Origin of the sequence: uncultured Caulobacter sp. (assembly GCF_947036865.1) — a bacterium.
Classification (GTDB): Bacteria; Pseudomonadota; Alphaproteobacteria; order Caulobacterales; family Caulobacteraceae; genus Caulobacter.
Genome location: NZ_CAMQSF010000004.1, coordinates 1 through 20,561 on the forward strand (window position 1 = coordinate 1; position 20,561 = coordinate 20,561).

Below are 20,561 nucleotides of genomic sequence, written 5' to 3' on the forward strand. Positions count from 1 at the left end.
TCCAGGCCGCGAACGCCTTCCTCGAGGGCGAGGGCTGGCTGCGCTGGTGTTTCGCCGTCAGCGACGCCCGGCTCGAGGAAGGCGTTCGCGGCCTGGAGACCTGGCTCGCGGCCAGGGCGCGCTAGAGGCCATCGTGGAGAGAGCCACCATGTCGAACGGTTCCAAGGGCCCCAAGGGCTATGTCATCGCGCGGGTCACGGTCACGGATCCGGAAGCCTACCAGCGCTACGCCGAGGGCGCGCGCGAGGCGATGCGCGAGCACGGCGCCCGAATCCTGGCGCGCGGCGGGCGCTTCGAGGCGCTGGAGGGCGAGGCGCGGCCGCGCAATGTCATTCTCGAATTCGACAGCTTCGAAGCCGCCCGCGACTACTGGCGGTCCGAGACCTATCAGGCCGCCCGCGCCCACCGGCTGGGCGCGGCGGAGATCGAACTCTGCGTCGTCGAAGGGGTCGAGGAGGTCTAAGGCGATCAGCCTCCCGCCTCCCGCGCCGGCCGTTCTTCCCGCGCGAGCTCCGCCGCTCTTTGCCGCAGGATCTTCTTGTCGATCTTGCCCAGGGTGACTCTGGGCAACTCGTCGACCAGCACGATGGTGTCCGGGCGCTTGAAGCTGGCCAGCTTTTCGGCGCACGCGGCGAAAAGGGCGGGGCGAGGATCGGGCGCGCCCGGCGCGGCGATGACGAAGGCCATGGGGGTCTCGTCCAGCATGGGATGCGGCTTGCCGACGACGGCGACCTCGGCGACCAGGCCGGTGGCCATGAGCACGCGCTCGATCTCGGACTCGGCGACGTTCTCGGCGCCCACGCGCAGCATGTCCCGATCACGCCCCTCGAAGGTGACGCCCGTCGGGTGAAGGCTGACCCGGTCTCCGGTCTTGAACCAGCCGCGTTCGTCGAAGGCCGCGGCGGTGGCCGCGGGGTCGTTCAGATACTCCTGGAACAGCGAAAGGCCGCGCACGCCGCGGATCCACAGATGGCCGGTCTCTCCGAAGCCCACCGGCGCGCCGGCCTCGTCGCGGACCTCGATCTCGTAGCCCGGCGTCGGGGTTCCCATGGATCCGAGCCGGCTCTTCAGATTGGGCGTCGAGACCAGCGGCAGCGAGACGGTCTCGGTCATGCCGAACCAGCCCAGGCAAGGGATGCCGAAATGCGCGAGGACGGTCGGCGGATCGACCCCGCCCAGCCCCCAGAGCCGGAAGCTGTTGGCCGGCGCGGGCCTGGCCATCAGGGCCTTCAGCGTGAAGGGGATCTGGATGCCCCAGGTGCAGCCATGCTGGGTGACGCAATCCCAGAACCGGCTCGCGGAAAAGCGGCGCTGGAAGACGAGCGTCGCGCCCGCCCACAGCGTGCTGAGGTGGGAATAGGACAGCGCGTTGGTGTGATAGAGGGGCAGGCACGCGTGGCCGACATCCTGTGGTCCGACCTGACAGGCGAAGGCGCCCATCCGTCCGCCCCAAAGCGCGTTGGCGTGGGTCCAGACGACGCCCTTGGGCCGCGAGGTCGATCCGGAGGTGTATTGCACGCTGTTGAAGGCGAAGGGCTCGGGCGGTCGAAGCGGCGCGAGGGCCGGGTCGCCGGTCGCCAAGTCCTCGAACGGCGTCAACCCGGCCGGGCGGGGCGTCCCGGGCGTCTCGCCGCCGTCGGTGGCGGTGCAGGCGATCTCCACGAGATCCGGTCCCGCCTTGACAACGTTGGCGGCGTGGCAGGGCTCGGTCAGCGCGAGGCGCGCCCCCGAGTGGCCGATGAAATAGGCCAGTTCGTCCACCGAGGAGCGGGTGTTGGTCGTGACCGCCACCGCGCCGAGGCGAGAGCAGGCGTGCCAGGCCAGCAGGAACTCGATGCAGTTGTCCATGTGGATCAGCACGGGCTGGCCGAAATCGACGCCCCGGGCGGCCAGTCCGCCGGCCAGCCGCGCGACGGCCTGGTGAAAGGCCGCGTAGGACCAGATCTGGGGATCGCCCTCGAACGGGTGATAGATCAGAAAGGGATGGTCGCCCCGACGCGCGGCCTGGTTTTCCAGCAGGTGCGGAAGGTCCTGTCCCATGAAGGGATGCAGGGCGGACGGCTCCAGGCCAACAGTCACGGCGTCTCTCCCTTTTTATATAAGCGCTGATTACATTGACAGGGCTCTCGAAGCAAGGCTTGATATAATCACTGATAATATTTCCGGGCCCGCGCCATGCCGCTCAGCGATAGAATGCGCCGCTTCTCCGAGGCGCTGTTGCCGGTCAATCCCGTCGCCGGCGTCGACGAGACCTGGTCCGCCGCCGAGCGCCTGGCCCACTACAACTGTCCGGGCTTTTCGGTCTGCGTCATCGAGGATGGCGAGGTCGCGGACGCGGCGGGCTTCGGCGTCAAGACGCCCGGCGGAGACGCCGTCGAGGCCGACACCGTTTTCGCGGGCGCCTCGATCAGCAAGCCCCTGGCGGCGGTGCTGGCGCTTCAGCTGGTCGATCGGGGCGAGGTGTCGCTGGACGCGCCGATCAACACCTATCTGAAGTCCTGGCGCTTGCCGGAAAACGACCTGACCCGTCAGGTCCCCGTGACGCTCCGGCATCTCCTCAGCCATCGGGCCGGCACCACCGTGCACGGCTTTGGCGCCTATCCGCACGAAAAGCCCGCGCCGAGCCTTCTCGACGTTCTGAACGGAACGCCGCCCTCGCCGACGCCCGCCGTGGTGGTCGACAAGCTGCCGGGGACCTCGGTGCGCTATTCGGGCGGCGGCACCTCGATCGTCCAGCTTCTCCTCGAGGACCTGACCGGCCAGCCGTTCGCGGCGCTGGCGCAAGAGCGTCTCTTCTCGCCGCTGGGCATGACGCGCACGACCTTCGAACAACCCTTGCCGGAGCGGCTTCGGCCCTTCGCCGCCACGGGCCACCATCCCGACGGCTCGGCGGTCGCCGGGCGCTACACGTTCACGCCGCAGCTGGCGGCGGGCGGTGTCTACACCACGGCGCCCGACTACGCCCGTTTCATGATCGCGTGCCGCAAGGCCTGGCTCGGAGAGCCGAACCCGCTTCTGTCGCGAGACATCGCGCGCGAGATGATGACCCGACAGGGCGGCGGTCAGTTCGGTCTGGGCTGGGAAGTGTTCGGCGACGGCGCCTCGGCCCGCTTCGGCCACGGCGGTTCGAACGAGGGCTATCAGTGCAACACCGTCTGCGGCCTCGAAAAGGGCTGGGGCGGGGTGGTTCTGACCAACAGCCTCAGCGGCCTCATCCTCTATTACGAGGTGCTGAACGGGCTGGCGCGAGCCTTCGACTGGGACGGCTATCTGCGCGCGCCGCGCCAGATCCGCGCGCTGAGCCCCGAGGAGCAGGCCCGCTATGTCGGCCGCTACCGCATCACCGCCGGCATCGACGCGCCGCATATCGACATCTGGAGCGAGAACGGCGAGCTGCACAGCCACATCGTCGGCCTGATCCTGCCGCCTCGCCCGATCTATATGGACGAGAACGGCCGCTTCTTCTCGCAACAGACCCCCGGCGAGAGCCGGATCGAGTATGGTCCCGACGGGCGCGCCCAGCGCCTGATCGCCTATGCCGAGGGCGAGACCGAACTGCTCCGGGCCGAGCGGGTGGAGGAGGGCGCATGAACGGACCCGCCGTCGTCCGCCTCGCCGACTACCGTCCCTATCCGTTCGATGTTCCCGATATCGCCCTCGACATCGCGCTCGATCCCCAAGAGACCCGGGTGCGTTCGGTCCTTCGGATCGAGCGGCGCGCTGGCGGAGCCGGCGAGCCCCTGACGCTCGACGGTCAGGAGCTGGAGCTCGTCTCGGCCCGCCTGGACGGCGTTCCCCTGGATCCTTCGCGCTTCGAGGCGACGCCCGACCGCTTCGTTCTGCGCGCCGCGCCCGACGCCTTCACCCTGGAGCTGGAGGTGCTGATCCGTCCCGACCAGAACCTCGGCAAGAAGGGTCTCTTCTGGCACGCCGGCGTCCTGGCCACCCAATGCGAGGCCGAGGGCTTCCGCCGGATCACCTATTTCCCCGATCGCCCGGACGTGATGACCCGCTATCAGGTCAGGCTGGAGGCGGACGCGGACCGCTTTCCCATCCTTCTGTCGAACGGCGACCTGGCGGAGGAGGGCGTCGAGGGGGGACGCGCGTTCGCGCTGTGGAAGGACCCCTATCCCAAGCCGAGCTACATCTTCGCCCTGATGGCGGGCGACTTCGGCGTGGCGCGGGACCGCTGGAAGACGCCCTCGGGCCGCGAGATCAAGATCGCCATCCACGCCCGTCCCGGCGAGGAGGGGCGCTGCGGCTTCGCGTTGCAGGCGCTGAAGTCCGCCCTGGCCTGGGAGGAACGGACCTTCGGCCTCGAATACGACCTGGACCTCTACAACATCGTCGCGCTGGACGACTATTCCGGCGCCCAGGAGAACAAGGGTCTGAACCTGTTCGGGGCCGAGGGCGTCATCGCCGATCCGGCCATCACGACGGACGAGGAGTTCTCGCTGATCCAGCGGATCATCGGGCACGAATACTTCCACAACTGGACGGGCAACCGGGTCACCTGCCGCGACTGGTTCCAGCTGAGCCTGAAGGAGGGTCTGACGCGTCTGCGCGACCAGCTCTTCATGGAGGATGTGCTGGAGCCCGGCGCCTTCCGCATCGACCAGGTCAAGGCGCTGCGGCGCAACCAGTTTCCCGAGGACGACGGCCCCGCCGCCCATCCGGTGCAGCCGGACAGCTTTTCCGAAATCGAGAACTTCTACACCAACACCATCTACGAGAAGGGGGCCGAGATCCTGCGCATGCTGCGCAGCCTGGTCGGACCCGAGGTCTTCGTCGCCACGATCCGGGACTATCTGACGACCTTCGACGGCCAGGCCGTGACCATGGAGGATCTGTTCGACCTGTTCGCGCGGCGCAACGGGCTGGACCTTGATCTCTTCCGCAAGTGGCTGAAGCAGGCGGGCCGACCGACCCTGGCCGCCCGCGGCGCCTATGACCAGGCGGGCCGGCGCTACACGCTCACCCTCTCCCAGACCCCGCCCGACAAGCCGGGTCCCGGCGGCCCCCTGCACATCCCCGTCCAGGTGGCGCTGTTCGCGCGCGACGGCAAAAGGCTCTGCGCGCCGCGCCTTCTCGAGCTGAAGACCGAAGCCGAGAGCTTCGTCTTCGAGGGTGTCGCCGAGGCGCCGGTTCCCTCGATCCTGCGCGCCTTCACCGCGCCGGTCAGCCTGGACCTCGACCTCGCCGACGCCGACCTCGCCGTGCTGGCCCTGTGCGACGACGATCCGTTCGTGGCCTGGAACAGCGCCCAGGATCTGATGATCCGGGCCATCCGGTCCATGGCACGCGCGGAAGGGGAAGGGCGCTCGGCCGAGCCGCCCGAAGCCGTTCTCGATCTCGTCTCGCGCCTGCTGGAACAGGCCGAGTCCGCCCCGATGCTGACGGCGCTGAAGCTCGCGCTGCCGGACGAGCCGGTGCTGAGCGAGGGGCTGGAGGAGATCGCGCTCGATGCTCACATGCGCGCCCGCGCGCGCCTTCGCCAGCGCCTCGCCGAGCGGTGCGGCGCGCGGCTGTTCGCCCTGCACGAGGCGCTGGGCGGCCTCGATCCCCAGGACCGTTCGGCTCAGGCCATCGGCCGCCGGAGCTTGAGGTGCGCCTGTCTGGACCTGATGCTCGGCGGCGGCGCGGACGCGGCGGTGCAGGCGGCGCTGACCCAGATCGAGACCGGACCGTCGATGACCGAGCGGTTCGAGGCCTTGAGCCTGATCGCCCATGTCGACGTCCCGGCGCGGCGGGCGGCGTTCGAAGGCTTCTACCAGCGCTACAAGGACCAGCCCCTGGTTATCGACAAGTGGTTCAAGGCCTACGCCCTCTCGCGCGCGCCGGGCGTGATCGACGAGATCATGGCGCTGGAAGCCCATCCCGCGTTCGACATCCGCAACACGGCCCGCGTCGTCGCCTTCTATGGCAGCCTGTTCCGGCAGAACCGCGTGACCTTCCACGAGCCCTCGGGCAAGGGCTATCGCTTCCTCGCCGACCGGCTGCTGATGATGGACCAGATGGGGGGAGGCCGGCCCAGCTACTTCACGCCGCAACTCGACCAATGGCGGCGGCACCTGGAGCCCCGGCGCGGCCTGATGAAGGCGGAGCTGGAACGCCTGGCCGCGACGCCGGGCATCACCGCGCGTCTGCGCGAAGTGGTGGAGCGCGCTCTTGGCTGATCTGGCGTCGTCCTTTCTGCCCCAGGCGGAGGACCTTGTCCTCCGGGGCATGGAAAGCCTGAAGGTCCCGGGCTGCGCGCTCGCCCTGATCGAGGGCGGCGAAACGGTCGCGGTTCGTGTCTTCGGCCTGGCCGACGCCGAGAAGAAGACGGCGGTGACGGAGGAGACGCGTTTCAGCCTGCAGTCGATCTCCAAGTCCTATGCCGCGCTCGCGGTGATGGTCCTGGTCGAGGAGGGGCGTCTTGATCTCGACCAGCCGATCAATCGCTATCTCACGCGGTTCCGCCTGACCGCCGCCGGGCCGTTCGACCTGGATCTGGTCACGCCGCGCCGGCTGTTGTCGCACCACGCGGGCGTGACCGAGGCGGGATTTCGCGGCGTCGGGCTCGACCAGCGGGGCTTCACCCTGATCGACGCCATGGAGGGTCGCCTTCCGCCGCCGAACGAGGCGCAGGAGCGTCACTACGCCTATTGGGGCCTGCGTCGGGACGATGACCTGGTCGCGGTCACGCACCCGCCGGGCGAGGGCTGGCGGTACTCGAACGCCGGCTTCGGCCTGCTGGAATTGGCGATCGAGGACATCACGGGCCTGTCCTACGCCGCCTTCGTCGAGGCGCGGCTGCTGCGGCCGCTCGGCTTGTCCCGCACCGGCTTCGAGCGGATCGACGGCCTGCCCTTCGCCTCGCCGCACGACCGGGAGGGTCGGGTGACCGCCGATTACCGCTGGCTCTGCCGCGCCGCGGGCGGGGTCTACGCCACCGTCGGCGATCTCGCGGCCTTCGCGGCCGCGGAGTCGGCGGGGGCGCGGGGAGCGGCGCCAGGCCGCGGCGTGATCAGCCCCGCCTCGCTCGCCATCCTGCACACGCCTCACGGCGAGGCCGATTCCTTGCCCGATCTGCCGATGAAGGCGGGGCTGGGTCACATTCTCGTCGACGCGGGCGGGGTGCTGAACGTCCACCACTCCGGCGGCTCGATCGGCTGGCGCAGCATCTATTCGATCTTCCCGACCCTGGGCTCGGGCGTCTGCATGGTGATGAACGGCGAGGCCGCCAACGAGCTCTGGCAGCCGGTCGTTCGGGCCTGGACCGAAGCGGTTCTCACGCGCCGGGCTTGACGCCCCCGCCGAACCCGAACGACGCCGGGCCTCAGCCGACGACGCCCTGAGGGTTTCCGGCCAGTTGGCCGCCATCGCAGGTCAGGATGGCGCCCGTCACATAGGTCGCCGCCTCGGAGCAGAGGAACGCCGCCATGTCGGCCACTTCGCGCTTCTCGCCATAGCGTTGCAGCGGGATGGAGCGCGTGATCCGCTCGGCCATCTCCGGCGTGCTCGACAGCCGCCTCATGCCCTCGGTGTCGGCGATCGGCCCCGGCAGGATCGCGTTGACGCGCACGCCCATCGGCCCCCACTCGACCGCCAGGGCGCGGGTCAGCATGTCGATGCCGGCCTTGGCCGAGCAGACATGCGCCTGGAACGGCATGGCCTGCTGGGATTGCACGGCCGAGATGTTGATCAGCGAGGCGCCCGGCCGTCGAAGGTGCTCGAACGCCGCCCGAAGCACGTTGTAGGTCCCGTTCAGGTCGATATCGACGACGGTCCGAAAGGCGTTGGCGCTCATGCCGGCGGCCGGCGCGACGAAGTTGCCGGCCGCGCCCGAGACGACGAAATCGATGCCGCCGCCCTTCTCCGCGAAGGCCGACACCGCTGCCGCCACCTGGTCATACTGGCGCACATCGCCCGTATAGCCGCTGGCGTCGATACCGTCGGCGCGCAGGCTGGCGACCGCGGCGTCGATCTTGTCCTGGGTGCGGCTGAACACCGCCACCTCGGCGCCGAGCGAACCCAGCCTGCGCGCGATCTCCAGATTGATCCCCGAAGAGCCGCCCGAAACGAAGGCGCGCCTGTTCTCGAACAGGCCCGGGGCAAAGACGTCGCGCATGAAAACTCCTCCGGATGGGGCGAGGCGTCAGTCCGTCTCGACCAGGCGGTTATAGCGACGCAGAATATCACGGACGGCGTCGACGGGCAGGGCGCGGACGGTGAAGTCGTTGATCCCGCTCATGGTCTCGTTCGCGAACATGCTGTTGAGGATCGCTTCCTCGACGGCTTGGATCGTGGCCTCGTAGAAGCGGCTCATCGCCGCCTCGCCGACGAAACTGGCGCTGACCAGGCCCTCGTGCTGGCTGACGGCCTCGGCGTTCGCGGTCGAGAAGGCAAGGAACAGGTCCCCGGACTCGTTCGAGGCGATGCCGCCCGTCGCCGAGATGCCGTAGGCGGCGCGACGCGCGATCCGGCGCAGGTGGTGCGGGGCCATGGGCGCGTCGGTGGCGACGACGCCGATGATCGAGCCGAACTCCGGCGGCGAGAAGTCGACGATCGGCAGTTCCAGACCCACCGGAACGCCGGCGATCTTCAGCAGATGGCGCTTGCCGAAGTTGGACTGGACGAACGCGCCGACTGTGTAGGTCTCGCCGGCGAACTCCACCCGGCGCGAGGCCGTGCCCGAGCCGCCCTTGAACTCGAAGCAGCGCATGCCAGTCCCGCCGCCGACGCTGCCCTCCTCGATCCAGCCGCCGCGCGCGTCCTCGAAGGCGTCGATGACGTCCTGTTCCTTGACGTGGTGGCCGTTAATGTCGTTGAGCGAGCCGTCATGGGTCTCGGCCGCGACCGGCAGATAGAAGGGCTGGTCGGTCTTCTCGCCGGGCTGATGCTGGCTGTAGAGCCACTTCGCCGTCACGTCCCGCGTCAGACCGCAGGAATGGGTGTTGGTGATGGTGATCGGACCGTCGAAGCGCCCGCGCTCCTCGACAAAGGCCGCGCCGCTCATCTCGCCGTTGCCGCTCATGTTGAAGTAGCCGGCCCAGACGGCGCCTTCGGGCTTTTGCCGACCGCGCGGGAAGATGGCGGTGACGCCGGTGCGGACGGGACCCTGGCCCACGACCAGCGGGCCCGAACCCTGGATCAGGGTCTTGTAGCCGACCTCGACCCCCGCGACGTCGGTGATGGCGTTGGCCGGACCGGGTTCGCCGACGAAGGGCACGCCCGCGCCGCGCGCCCGAATCTTGCCGGCCGGCGTGGTGCGATGTTCCTGCCTCATGCGGCGGCCTTCCTCAGGGTCGAAAAGGCGACATGGGCCTCGTTGATGACATGGTCGATATCGGCCTCGGTGAGGGCGGTCGACAGGACGAAGAAGCCCGGCGCGCCCATCAGGACGCCATTGTCGAGCATATGGCGGAAGAAGTGCTCGGCCTTGCGGCCCGCCTCGGGGTTATCGACCCGCGACTTCACCATGTCGCGGAAGGTTTCGCCGGAGCCCGAGACGTGGAAGAGGCCGACGATCGACGCCGCGCCCGTGACCCGGGCGGTCGCGCCGGCGGCCGAGGCGGCTTCGGCGAGGCCTTTCCGCAGGCGGTCGCCGAGGCCCGAAAGCCGGTCGAACGCGGCGCGATCGAACAGGCGCATCGAGGCCGCGCCCGCCGCCATGGTCAGCGGGTTGGCGTTGTAGGTCCCGCCATGGGAGACCTTGGCCTTGCCGCCGCGCGGGTCGAACACGGCGCTCATGATCTCGGCCGAGCCGCCCACCGCGCCGACCGGCAGGCCGCCGCCGATGATCTTGCCCAGCGCCGTCAGGTCCGCCCTGACGCCCAGGACCTCCTGGGCGCCGCCATAGCCGAGGCGAAGGCTGTAGACCTCGTCGAAGATCAGCAGGGCGCCCGCGGCCCGGGTCTCCTCGCGCAGCATCTCGAGGAAGGCGGGAGAAGCGGGGCGATAGCCCAGGTTCTTGACGAGGGGATCGACCAGAACGCCGGCGAGTTCGGCGCCGTGGCGCCGGATCAGGCGTCGCCCGCCCTCGACGTCGTTCATCTGCAGGATGATCACGTCCGCCGCCGCGCCGGGACCCGAGCCCGGCTCGGCAACGCCTCGGCCTTCGTCCGGATCGGCCCATTTCGACGGATGGGGATAGGTGCTGACGGCGGCGGTGTCGTCGCTGCCGTGATAGGCGCCCTCGACCTTGGCGATCAGCCGGCGGCCGGTGAAGCCGCGCGCGGCCTTGATCGCCATCATCACGCCCTCGGTGCCCGAATTGGCGAAGCGGATCTGCTCCACCGAGGGCAGGCGCGCGCAGAGATGCTCCGCCAGCTCGATCTCGGCCTCGGTCGGCAGGGAGACGGCCTGCAAGGTCGCGGCCTGGCGGGTGATCGCCGCGGTCACTTCCGGATGGCAGTGGCCGTGAATCAGCGAGGAGTAGTTGTTGATGAAGTCCAGCCGCGAGACGCCGTCGACATCGGTCACCCGCGCGCCCTCGCCCTTGGCCGCGTAGACGGGATAGGGCGGAAAATAGACCGTGTGGCGCGAGTTGCCGCCGGGCATCACCTTGAGCGCTCGCTCGAACAGCGCCCTCGATCCGGGGTGGTCGTCAGGGAACATCCGTCTCCTCCTGTCGTCGGCGCCGCCGCGCCTTGGGCGCGTTAATGTGAGCAATGTATATATTCCGAGCAGCACGCGTCAATTGCGCGGCTGAAAAATCGCGGCACGCTTATCCTTTCTGGACAATGGCTTTTTAGTGTGCCGATGTAAGCGGCGATAATTTTTCGGCGGGGAGGTCGAATGTTTCGTTCCAGCCTTGGCTCGGGTCAGTCGCTCTCCGCGTTGCAGCGCGTGGTCTATGGCATGCCCTCCATGCCGCACGCCTTCATCGCCCTGCCGCTCTACATGCTGCTGCCGGCCTATTACGCGGGGCACACCCACATCACCCTGGCCCAGATCGGCGCCGTCGCGGCGCTGGGACGCGTGTTCGACGCGGTCTGCGATCCGATCATCGGCTTCCTGTCCGACCGGACCCGCGCGGTGTTCGGCACGCGCAAGCCCTGGGCCGTGGGTTCGATGATCTTCTGCGCCCTTTCGGCGACGCGCCTGTTCCAGCCGCCCGCGAACGCCGATGTGGGCTATTTCGCGCTTTGGTCGGCGCTTCTCTATCTAGGCTTCACCATGTTCGAGGTGCCCAACTCCGCCTGGGGCGCGGAGCTCAGCCGCGACTATGTCGAGCGCTCGCGCATCGGGGCGGCGAAGGCGATCTTCAATATCGCCGGCAGCCTGTCGTCCTATCTGCTTCCCATCGGGCTTTATTTCTACACGAAGAGCACGGCGATCAGCGGAACCTCGTTCGCGGTTCTCTCCACCGCCTATGTGATCGCTTTTCCGCTCTTCATGCTGCTGTCTCTGCTGATCGTGCCGAACGGTCCCGTGGTGGAGACCAGGCGGGTCGAGCTCGGGGCGGTGCTGTCCAGCCTGCGGCGCTCGGCCGTGTTGCAGCGCTTTTACGGGATCACCGCGCTGTGGGGCCTGGGCGAGGGCTTCTTCATGTCGACCACCTTCATCTTCATGACCGACTTCATGGGGCTGAAGGAGCAGTTTCCCTTCATCATGGTGGCGCTTTTCGTCGCCGAGATGGCGTTCCTGAACGTCTGGCCGCCGATCCTGAAGAAGGTCGACCGGCATCGGGCGTGGGCCTTCTGCGTCGCGGCCATCGTCTGCATGTCGCCGATCGTCCTGCTCCTGCCCAAGGGCGCGGCAGGCTTTCCCTTCTTCATCGGTCTCGTGTGCGTGCGCTCGTTCTTCGGCGCCCCGACCAACTTCCTGCCCGGCGCGGTGCTGGGCGACGTCATCGACCATGACGCCCTGAAGACCGGCTCATCCAAGGCCGGGAACTTCTTCGCCCTGCAGATGCTGATCATCAAGGTGATGATGGCGATCGGCGGCGCCTGCGCCTTCCTGATCCTGGACAAGGCCGGCTACAAGGTCGGGCGTCCGAACGGCGAAATCGCCAATCTCGGCCTGATCGCGGCCTATGTCGGGGTTCCGCTGATCGCGCATCTCTCCATGGCCTTCGTGGCCTGGAACTTCCCGATCACGAGCCGCAAGCACGGGATCATCCAGCGCCGCCTCGAGGCGCGGGCGCGGCGTCTGGAGGCGAAGGCGGCGACGGAGTGACGCCGGCGCGCGCCGCTCAGCCCATGTCCGTGATGAAGGTGCGGGTCAGCGCCTCGACATAGCGGATCAGGTCCTTTCGCGTGCCCGACGGGTTCGAGATCATGTCCGTCGAGATCGCCACCGCCACGCCGTATATGAACGAGAAGAAGGCGTAGGTCCGCTTGCAGTGCTCGTGCGACCAGGCGATGTCGTCGGCGCGGAAGATATCCTCGCCATAGACGATTTGCGTCAGGGTCGCGAGCGACCGGTCCGCCAGCTCGACATACTTCGGATTCTGCTTCGGATTTTTCGAGTATCCGAACATGATCCGGAAGAGCTGGGGCTTTTCGAGGCCCAGCTCGACGGTCTTGACCGCGCACTGGACCATGATCTCCTCGCGGGGCAGGCCGCGCTTCAGAAGGCGGCGCATCATGCGGATCCGCTCCTCGAAGCCCTTCGCGGCGATCTCCAGGAGCAGGAATTCCAGGCTCGGATAGTGGTTGTAGAAGTTGGCGGAGGTAACGCCCACTTCGCGGCAGAGGCGGCGGGCGGTGATGTCCTCGACGGTTTCGGTCGCCAGGATGCGCTCGGCCGCCTCCATCATGCGCAGCGGAACGTTCCCCTTGTGATAGGGGGCGTTGGCGCTGGCCGGCTCGGCGCCGGCGGGGGTGGGGGCGGTCATCGCGGCTTCATCGCTCCATAGTCACGGGGCCGTTCGGGCGGACGCAACCAGAACGCCCGCCTTGGTACACTTCGCGCCCCTCTTGATAAATGCCGGGTTGGGCCTCGTCTTCCGATCGCCGCGTCAAAGGGTCGGAAACGGCCATGGCGAGTCCAGTTCGGCCAGGCGGGCCAGTCGCAGCAGCATGTCGTCGCGATGGCGGCGCGCCGTGATCTGCAGCCCGACCGGAAGGTCGTCCGAGGTGAAGCCCGCCGGAATCGAGATCGACGGATTCCAGCAGGCGTTGGCCAGCATGCCGAAGGGCTCGGCGCCGGTATAGGTCGCGTCCCGGCCGTCGATCATCGGGGGAATCGGATCGTCGGCGCCATAAGGCGCGCACGCGGTGGCGGGGGACATCAGGAGGTCGACCTCGGAGAAGAGATCGGCCACCTGCCGCTCGAGGAGGTGGACCTGCTCCCACGACTTCTTGACGTCGACCTCGTCGCGGTGCTCGCGGAACTTGGACAGCAGGCGCTGAACCGGCGCGGAGAGCATGTCGAACCCGTCGGGCAGGATGCCGTCGCGCGTGAAGTCCTCCTCCAGCGTCGAGCCGAAGATCGCCCCGAAGTCGCGGTAGATGTTCACGGGGCGGAAATCGACCGGCGTCTCCGCCAGGCGCGCCGCGCGCATCAGCCGTTCCGCGGCCTCGCGCGCGATCGCCGCGACTTCCGGCTCCACCGGGGCGTAGCCATGGTCGGGCGTCCAGAAGGCGCGCAGGCCCGACACGTCCAGCGTCTCGATCGCGTCCTCGAAACGACCGGGATAGGCGGGCAGGGACTGGCGGTCGCCGTCGTGCGGGCCGCTGGCCACGTCCAGGTGACGGGCCGCGTCCGCGGCGGTTCGGGCGAGGGCGCCATGCACCGACCAGTTGGAGAAGCCGTTCATCTTGGGGATGCGGCCGTGGCTGGGTTTCAGACCGACAAGACCGGTAAAGGCCGCCGGCTCGCGGATCGAACCGCCCGCGTCGGTGCCGGTGGCCAGCGGCGTCATGCCGGCGGCGACCGCCGCCGAGGAGCCGCCGCTGGACCCGCCGGGCGTCTTGTCGAGGTTCCAGGGATTCCGCGTCACGCCATAGAGCCGCGAGGTGGTCGCCGAATCCATGCCGAATTCCGAGGCGGCGGTGATGCCCACGATCACGGCGCCCGCCGCCCGCAGCCGCGCGACGTGGCGCGAGTCGGCCTTTTCGGGCGGGTTGTCCTTCAGGAACCAGCTGCCCTGGGTGATGGGAAAGCCCTTGCAGGCCTCCATGTCCTTGACGCCCAGGGGCACGCCCGCCAGGGGGCCGGGATCCTGACCGGCCGCCACGGCCTGGTCGATCTCGTGGGCGCGGGCGAGGGCGCCGTCCGCGTCGACGCGAATGAAGGCGTTGATCGCGCCGTTGTGCTTTTCGATGGCGTCCAGCGCCTCCTTGACCCGATCCGTCGCCTTCAAGGCGCCTTTCCGGACCTGCTCCGCCGTTTCCACCGCCGTTCGCATAACGCCATCCACAGAAGGTTATCGGGTCTGACCCACCGGTAGCCTCGGCGCCGATCTTATAGGCGCCAGGGGTTCGCCGGGACAAGCCAGTATGAGCAGTGTTGACATTGTCTTCAGCCCGTCACAACACTGAAAAAAGTAAGCGGTGATCATATTAACGACGTCGCTCGCAGGTCGGAGCGATCAATCCGGGAGGGGAATATGAGGGGGTCTTGCCAGATGAAGGTTCTACTTCTCGCGGGCGCCGCCTGCTCGGTCATGGCTGCGGGCGCGGCGCGAGCCGAAGGTCCCGCCGACAAGGGCGACAAGGTGGAGACCGTGCAGACCGTGGTCGTCACCGCCCGCCGTCGGGCCGAGGCGCTGCAGGAAGTCCCCGCGACCGTGACGGCCATCAGCGGGGCCGATCTGCGCGAGCGGGGCTTGACCAATATCCGCGACATCGTCGGCCTGGTGCCCAACGCGGTGATCCAGGACTCGCCGAACAACCTGAACACCTTCATCAACATCCGCGGGATGCAGCAGGTGAACACCCAGGCCGAACCGAATGTCGGCCTCTATCGCAACGGCCTCTATGCCGGCGGCGAGCGGGAGAACCTCGGCGCCCAGGTCGATATCGAGCGGGTCGAAGTGCTGCGGGGGCCGCAGGGCGGCTACTACGGGCGCAGCTCGGTCGGCGGCACCGTCGACATCATCAACGCCATGCCCAAGCGCGACTTCGGCGGCTATGTGAAGGGCTCCTACGGGTCCTATCACCAGGCCGACATCGAGGGCGCGGTCAACGTGCCGGTCAATGACGTCCTCGCCCTTCGCTTGGCCGGGTGGAGCTTCAAGCAGACCCGGGCCGAAATGAAGAACGCGACGCTGAACCAGTACATCGGCGCGTTCAGCGATCGGGGCGTGCGCGCCAGCGCCGCCATCCGGCCCAACGATCGGCTGGATGTGGAGCTCCTCGCCGAATACGAGGCCTATCGCGGGCCGGCCCTGAGCTCGTTCGCGCCGGACGGCGTCCGCGGCAACGGCCTGACCTTCCAGCCGACGCCGAAGGAAACCTACAAGACGGTCTATCGCGACGCGTCGTCGGTCTCGTCGAAGACCAACGCCTACATGTTCGAGAAGACGTCCTATCACACCGACATGGGCGACCTGTCGTTGAACGCGAGCTATCGCCAGTACGGCTTCCACTCGTTCTACGACCTCGACCAGACGCCCCTGGGGCCGCCGTACAACATCGCCGCCACCTCGGGCGAGCACGACGTGGTGCACGACACCTTCGTGGAGGGCCTGTTCTCGTCCAAGCAGGACCAGCCCTTCACCTGGATGGTCGGCGCCTCGTACTTCAAGGAAGACTACGCCTATTCGGTCGCGGGCCGTTACACGCTGAACGTCGACGCCGTCACTGGGATGCCGCTGGGTCTCGGCGTCCAGACCGTTCCCGTCGGAAGCCCCAGCCCGGGCACCAGCATCAACACCCGGTCTTCCTCGGTGTTCGCCACCGCCGCCTACGCCTTCGACGACCACTGGTCCCTGAGCGGCGGCCTGAGGTTCAATCACGACAAGAAGGCCCTGGTCTTCCGCTCGGGGATCCAGCCGATCGCCAACCCGACCCTGGCCTTCGTGGCGGGCGCGGCCTTCGGCTCGGTCTTCCCGACCTACAACCTCGATATCGCCAAGTCCTTCAAGTTCACGGCCCCGTCCGTGACGCTGAAATACGCGGTCGACACCGACCTGAACTTCTACGTGACCTATTCGACGGGCTTCCGGCCGGGCGCCTTCAACCTCACCCCGACCTCGGCGGCCACCGTGCCGTACGACGAGGAGCGGGCCGAGAACTATGAGGCGGGCGTCAAGGCCGTGCTGTTCGGCGGCAAGGCCTCGATCGACGCGGCGGTCTTCTACATGCCGCAGGACAACGTGCTGATCACCCAGTCGACGGCGCTGGCTCAATCCTACTACGCCAATGTCGGGACGAGCCGCACCAAGGGCTTCGAGGTCGAGTTCCTGTTCAAGCCGGTCTCGTGGCTCAGCGGCGGGGTCAGCCTGGGCCTGCTCGATCCGCGCTTCGACAAGGCGGTGGTCAACGCCGGCAAGCCGAACGCCTTCACCCTGAACGGCAAGCTGCTGCCCTACACCCGCAAGGGCACCCTGAACGCGGTGCTCAACATCGATCGCCCCGTCACCGACGCCGTGCATTTCGTGGCCACGGGTTCGGCGCGCATCGAGTGGGGCGGCAAGCTGGGCGACTATGTCGGCGTGCTGCAGGGCTACAAGCAGTTCAACAAGATCGATCTGCAGGCCGGCGCCCTGGTCCACGACAACCTTCGGGTCACGGTCGGGGTGAAGAACCTGTTCGACCAGCACGTGCCGCAGTTCCTGTTCTACAACGGCGCCCAGACGGTGACCGAAGGGCGCACCTTCAGCTTCGACATCTCGCGCAAGTTCTGAGCGTAGACCGTCGCGACGGCCGGCGAGCGCCGGCCCGGCGGAAGGCGGACGCCTGGCAGCCCCCAGCGCGTCCGCCGGCGTGTCCGACCGCCCGGCGCTCGTCCGCATCGCTCCGTGTCCGGCTCGAGGCACGGAGCGATGCGGCTTCCAGAGGACTTTTCCCGCCTGAAAGGCCTGAGCGCCAAGCGCGCCTTGGCGCCGTCTTCGCGCCAGGCCCTGGTCATCCATGGCGGCGGGTCGATCCAGGCGGGGTCCGACCCCGTCTCTTGAAAGGAATACCGGACGTGAAATTCATCCGCTTTGGTGAGGTCGGCGCCGAGAAGCCCGGCGTGGTCGACGCCGACGGCGTGATCAGGGACCTTTCGGGCCACGTCTCCGACATTGACGGCGCGGCCTTGGCCAGGGGCGCCGATCTGGGGCTCGGCGCGCTGGATCTTTCCGCCCTGCCGGCGGTCGACGCGGCGACGCGGATCGGTCCCTGCGTGGGCGCGGTGGGCAAGTTCGTCTGTATCGGTCTCAACTATTCGGACCACGCCGCCGAGACCGGGGCGACGGTCCCGCCCGAACCCGTGGTGTTTCTGAAGGCGACCAGCGCCATCTGCGGGCCCAATGACGCCATCGAGCGTCCCCGCGACTCGACCCGGCTCGACTGGGAGGTCGAGCTTGGCCTCGTCATCGGCAAAAGGGCGAAATACGTTTCCGAAGCCGAGGCGATGGACCACCTGTTCGGCTATTGCGTGGTCAACGACGTCTCGGAGCGCGCGTTCCAGATGGACCGCCACGGCACCTGGGACAAGGGCAAGGGCTGCGACACCTTCGGCCCCATCGGCCCCTGGCTGGTCACGCGCGACGAGGTCGCCGATCCGTGCGCGCTGTCGATGTGGCTGGAGGTCAATGGCCGCCGCTTCCAGAACGGCTCCACCGCCACGATGATCTACAAGCCGGCCTTTCTGATCGCCTATGTTTCGCGCTTCATGACCCTGATGCCCGGCGATGTCATCTCGACCGGCACGCCGCCGGGCGTGGGCATGGGGCAAAAGCCGCCCGTCTGGCTACAGCCCGGCGACGTGGTCGAGCTGGGCATAGACGGCCTGGGACGGCAAAGGCAGCGGGTCGTTCAAGGCTAGCCTCGCGCGCGGAGCCTCGGCGAGCGGACCCTGTCATCGAACCGTTTTGCTGTTTGGTCATAGACAGCGCATGGGGCAGGTCGAGCAGCAGGGTCGGGAGGCGGTCGATCGGCCAGGGCGATCCCCGAGAACCGCCTATGGCGCCGGGCACTTCGCGAAAAGTCTCGCCTGGACATTCACGGATCTCCTGCTCGCCTACTATGTGAACGTGCGCGTGGGGTTGCCCGCGCACGAGACGGGCTTGCTGCTGTTCCTGTCGATGGCCTACGGCGCCGTGCTCGACCCGATCGTGGCCTATCTGCTGCGGGGCGCCGAGGGGAGCCGCCGCCAGATCCTGCGGATTCAGTTCCTGGCCGGGCTGGTCACGGCGGCGGCCTTGGTGGCGGTGTTCCTGCCGCGCGACCAGGGGGCCTCGGCCTTCCTCCATCTCGTCCTGGCGCTGGGTCTCCTGCGCACCGGCTACGCGGTCTACGACGTGGCTCAGAACGCGCTCGTATCGCTGCTGCCCGCCGACGACGCCGACGCGCATCGCTACGTGGTCTTGCGCCAGACGCTCAGCGCCGTCGCCCGCATCTGCATCGCGGCGCTTTCCTTCCTGATCGTGGACAAGGGGGCCCCGTCCGGGCGGGAGGTGCTCCTGGCGGGCGCGATCGGCTTAATGATCGTCGCCACCGCCAGCTGGATCCTGGCCTATTCCGGATCCGCGCGCGAGGGGTCCGCCCGCGGCGCGGCGGTCGGCCTTCGCCTGCCGAAGGGCGCGCCCCGCCTGTTGCTCGCCGCCGCCGTTCACGCGGGGCCGTTCAACATGACCGCGCGGATGCTGGCCTTCGTCGATCGCGGCGGACCGAGGGACCATACGGGCGCCTCGCTGATTTTCGCCCTGGTTCTCGGAACCCTGATCGGGCCGATCCTGATCGGCCGGTTCAGGGAGGACGTTCAGCGGCCTTGGGCGACTATGGCCTACACGACGCTCGGGGTGGCGGCGGGCGCGGCCTTCCTGGCGGCGCCGCGTTCGGGCGTTCCAGCGCTCCTGGCTTGCGCCGCCTATGGCGTCAGTCTCGGGGCGACCTTGACGATGTTCTGGCGGGGCATGAGCGCGGCGATCCGGGAGCATGCGCGCCTGACCGGCGAACGCACCGACCTGGCCGCGTTCGCCACCCTGACGGCCGCGCTGAAACTGGCCGGGGCGGTGTTTGGCGGCGCGGTCGGTCTGGCCCTGGATGGGTTCCGGGCCGGGCATGCGACGACGTCCCTGGCCCTGGGGCTGGTCATGGCGATCGGCGGCGCGTGTTTCGTCATGCTCATCGCGCCCGTCGGGCGTCGCCCGGCGCCGAGGCGGGTTTAATAGTTCACAGAAAAGAAATAACGGCTGGAGCTTTCAACGGCCCAGTCCGGAGCGCCCATGCGGTCGTCGCCCGCCATCCACCTCTCCGAGGATCAGAAGCGTATCGTCTGGCGCCTGCGCACCGGCGGCGAAGCGTCGCGGACCCAGCTGGCGCGCGATCTGGGGATACACAACGGCGCCCTGACCCGGCTCAGCCGCGAGCTGATCGCGCTGGGCGTGGTCGAGGAGCAGGATCAGGACGAACGCCCGGCGCGAGGGCGACCGATCATGCCCCTGAAGATCTCCGACCGCGCCGGCTATGCCGCCGGCGCGACCGTGCACCCAGGCTGGCTTGAACTATCGCTGGTGAATTTCGCCGGCGAGGTGGTCGCGCGCGACATCGAGCCGATCGAAAGCGACGACCCCGCCGATTTCGCGGAAGCGGTCGGGCGGCGGCTGCGCGGCCTGGCCGTCAATCACAACATGCTGCGCTCGCGGTTCCTGGGCCTGGGCGTCGGCATCCCGGGGCCGGCGATCGTGGCGCGTCCGAACCACTGGTGGGCCGTGGACTGGCTGCGAGGTTGGCGTGACCTGGACCTCGCGGCGTTCCTGGGCGAACGGCTGGGTCTGCCCGTCTGGCTGCAGAACGACTCCAGCGCCGCCGCGCTCGCCGAGTACTACACCGGCAGCCTGATCCGGGTCTGCGACTCGGCGCTGGTGCTGTTCATCGGGCACGGCGTGGGGGGCGGCGTGATCGCCGGCCGGGAGATGTTCGTCGGCGAATACGGAAACGCCGGCGAGGTCGGGCGTCTCTATCCCGGGGGCGGAAAACCGCGCCCATCGGGGATCGATCTCCTGGCGACCCTGCGCGCCGCCGGGGCCGAGGTCTCGTCGTTGCTCGACGTCGAGGACTGCTTGCGCACCCATCCGGACGTGATCGCCGGATGGATCGACCGCGCCGCGACGCAGCTGGAGCTGGTGGTCAATGCGGGCCTGGCCTGGATGGACCCTGGCGCCGTGGTGATTTCCGGCGCGCTGCCGCTTCCGGTTCTGGAGGGCCTGTCGCGCCATCTGGAGCGCTCGGCCTGGACCTTCATGACGCCGGAGAATCCGCCGCATCTCTCGCCGCCCTTGGTCAAGGCCTCCAGCCTGGGCAGCAGCGCGGTGTCGATCGGCGCGGCGCTGCTGCCGATCCACGAAATCGGCCGCCCCGGGGCGAACGACTAGCCCGATTTATTTCCATAGAAATAAATAAATATGTCGCCGTGGACCCTTACTCGCCCCGCCCAGGGCGCGGTCGGCGCATCAAAAAGCAGGGGGTCGGTTC

15 protein-coding genes are annotated in these 20,561 nt (G+C 68.3%); 9 read left to right on the forward strand and 6 right to left on the reverse strand.

Annotated features, from left to right (window positions below):
• Window positions 1–148: 148 nt before the first annotated feature.
• Complete coding sequence (locus Q0V34_RS04550) at window positions 149–463, forward strand: DUF1330 domain-containing protein (RefSeq protein ID WP_297508413.1); 315 nt, start codon at window positions 149–151, stop codon at window positions 461–463.
• A gap of 5 nt (window positions 464–468) precedes the next feature.
• On the opposite strand, the gene Q0V34_RS04555 is transcribed toward Q0V34_RS04550, so the two are convergent.
• Entirely contained in the window at window positions 469–2,079 is a 1,611-nt protein-coding gene (locus tag Q0V34_RS04555; RefSeq protein WP_297508415.1) for a class I adenylate-forming enzyme family protein, read from the reverse strand.
• A gap of 114 nt (window positions 2,080–2,193) precedes the next feature.
• On the opposite strand from Q0V34_RS04555, the gene Q0V34_RS04560 reads away from it, so the two are divergent.
• Genes Q0V34_RS04560 through Q0V34_RS04570 form a run of 3 tightly spaced genes read left to right on the forward strand, consistent with a single transcriptional unit; the run spans window position 2,194 to window position 7,290 of the window.
• Window positions 2,194–3,591, forward strand: coding sequence for a serine hydrolase (locus Q0V34_RS04560; RefSeq protein ID WP_297508419.1), 1,398 nt, complete (start codon window positions 2,194–2,196; stop codon window positions 3,589–3,591).
• Window positions 3,588–6,176, forward strand: coding sequence for an aminopeptidase N (gene pepN / locus Q0V34_RS04565; RefSeq protein WP_297508422.1), 2,589 nt, complete (start codon window positions 3,588–3,590; stop codon window positions 6,174–6,176). The genes Q0V34_RS04560 and pepN overlap by 4 nt, the downstream gene beginning before the upstream one ends.
• The gene (locus Q0V34_RS04570) at window positions 6,169–7,290 is read left to right on the forward strand and encodes a serine hydrolase (RefSeq protein WP_297508425.1); all 1,122 of its coding nucleotides are present in this window, start codon (window positions 6,169–6,171) and stop codon (window positions 7,288–7,290) included. The genes pepN and Q0V34_RS04570 overlap by 8 nt, the downstream gene beginning before the upstream one ends.
• A 31-nt stretch (window positions 7,291–7,321) precedes the next feature.
• Here the strand turns inward: Q0V34_RS04570 and Q0V34_RS04575 are convergent, their stop codons facing one another.
• From Q0V34_RS04575 to Q0V34_RS04585, 3 genes are read right to left on the reverse strand one after another with little or no spacing between them, the layout of a single operon-like run.
• Window positions 7,322–8,113: an SDR family oxidoreductase gene (locus Q0V34_RS04575; protein WP_297508429.1), complete on the reverse strand. Its 792-nt coding sequence runs from the start codon at window positions 8,111–8,113 to the stop codon at window positions 7,322–7,324.
• A 27-nt stretch (window positions 8,114–8,140) separates the two neighbouring features.
• Window positions 8,141–9,271 carry a P1 family peptidase gene (locus Q0V34_RS04580; protein WP_297508432.1) on the reverse strand — a complete coding sequence of 377 codons (1,131 nt, stop codon included), beginning with the start codon at window positions 9,269–9,271 and terminating at the stop codon, window positions 8,141–8,143.
• Entirely contained in the window at window positions 9,268–10,602 is a 1,335-nt protein-coding gene (locus Q0V34_RS04585) for an aspartate aminotransferase family protein (protein WP_297508435.1), read from the reverse strand. Before Q0V34_RS04585 ends, Q0V34_RS04580 begins: the two co-directional genes overlap by 4 nt.
• Window positions 10,603–10,782: 180 nt before the next feature.
• On the opposite strand from Q0V34_RS04585, the gene Q0V34_RS04590 reads away from it, so the two are divergent.
• Window positions 10,783–12,165 (forward strand): MFS transporter, encoded by a 1,383-nt coding sequence (locus Q0V34_RS04590; RefSeq protein ID WP_297508438.1) that lies wholly within the window; start codon window positions 10,783–10,785, stop codon window positions 12,163–12,165.
• A gap of 16 nt (window positions 12,166–12,181) precedes the next feature.
• On the opposite strand, the gene Q0V34_RS04595 is transcribed toward Q0V34_RS04590, so the two are convergent.
• Window positions 12,182–12,826 (reverse strand): TetR/AcrR family transcriptional regulator, encoded by a 645-nt coding sequence (locus tag Q0V34_RS04595; RefSeq protein ID WP_297508441.1) that lies wholly within the window; start codon window positions 12,824–12,826, stop codon window positions 12,182–12,184.
• A gap of 123 nt (window positions 12,827–12,949) precedes the next feature.
• Window positions 12,950–14,296, reverse strand: coding sequence for an amidase (locus tag Q0V34_RS04600; RefSeq protein WP_297508444.1), 1,347 nt, complete (start codon window positions 14,294–14,296; stop codon window positions 12,950–12,952).
• Between the two features lie 264 nt (window positions 14,297–14,560).
• Between Q0V34_RS04600 and Q0V34_RS04605 the strand changes: the two genes are divergently transcribed.
• The 4 genes from Q0V34_RS04605 to Q0V34_RS04620 all read left to right on the forward strand — a co-directional run bounded on the left by Q0V34_RS04605 (window position 14,561) and on the right by Q0V34_RS04620 (window position 20,461).
• On the forward strand, window positions 14,561–16,783 hold the full coding sequence (locus Q0V34_RS04605; protein ID WP_297508447.1) for a TonB-dependent receptor: 2,223 nt from the start codon (window positions 14,561–14,563) through the stop codon (window positions 16,781–16,783).
• A 284-nt stretch (window positions 16,784–17,067) separates the two neighbouring features.
• On the forward strand, window positions 17,068–17,910 hold the full coding sequence (locus Q0V34_RS04610; RefSeq protein ID WP_297508450.1) for a fumarylacetoacetate hydrolase family protein: 843 nt from the start codon (window positions 17,068–17,070) through the stop codon (window positions 17,908–17,910).
• Window positions 17,911–17,980: 70 nt separating this feature from the next.
• On the forward strand, window positions 17,981–19,255 hold the full coding sequence (locus Q0V34_RS04615; RefSeq protein ID WP_297508453.1) for an MFS transporter: 1,275 nt from the start codon (window positions 17,981–17,983) through the stop codon (window positions 19,253–19,255).
• 57 nt (window positions 19,256–19,312) lie between these two features.
• Entirely contained in the window at window positions 19,313–20,461 is a 1,149-nt protein-coding gene (locus Q0V34_RS04620; RefSeq protein WP_297508456.1) for an ROK family transcriptional regulator, read from the forward strand.
• The last annotated feature ends 100 nt before the right edge of the window (window positions 20,462–20,561 follow it).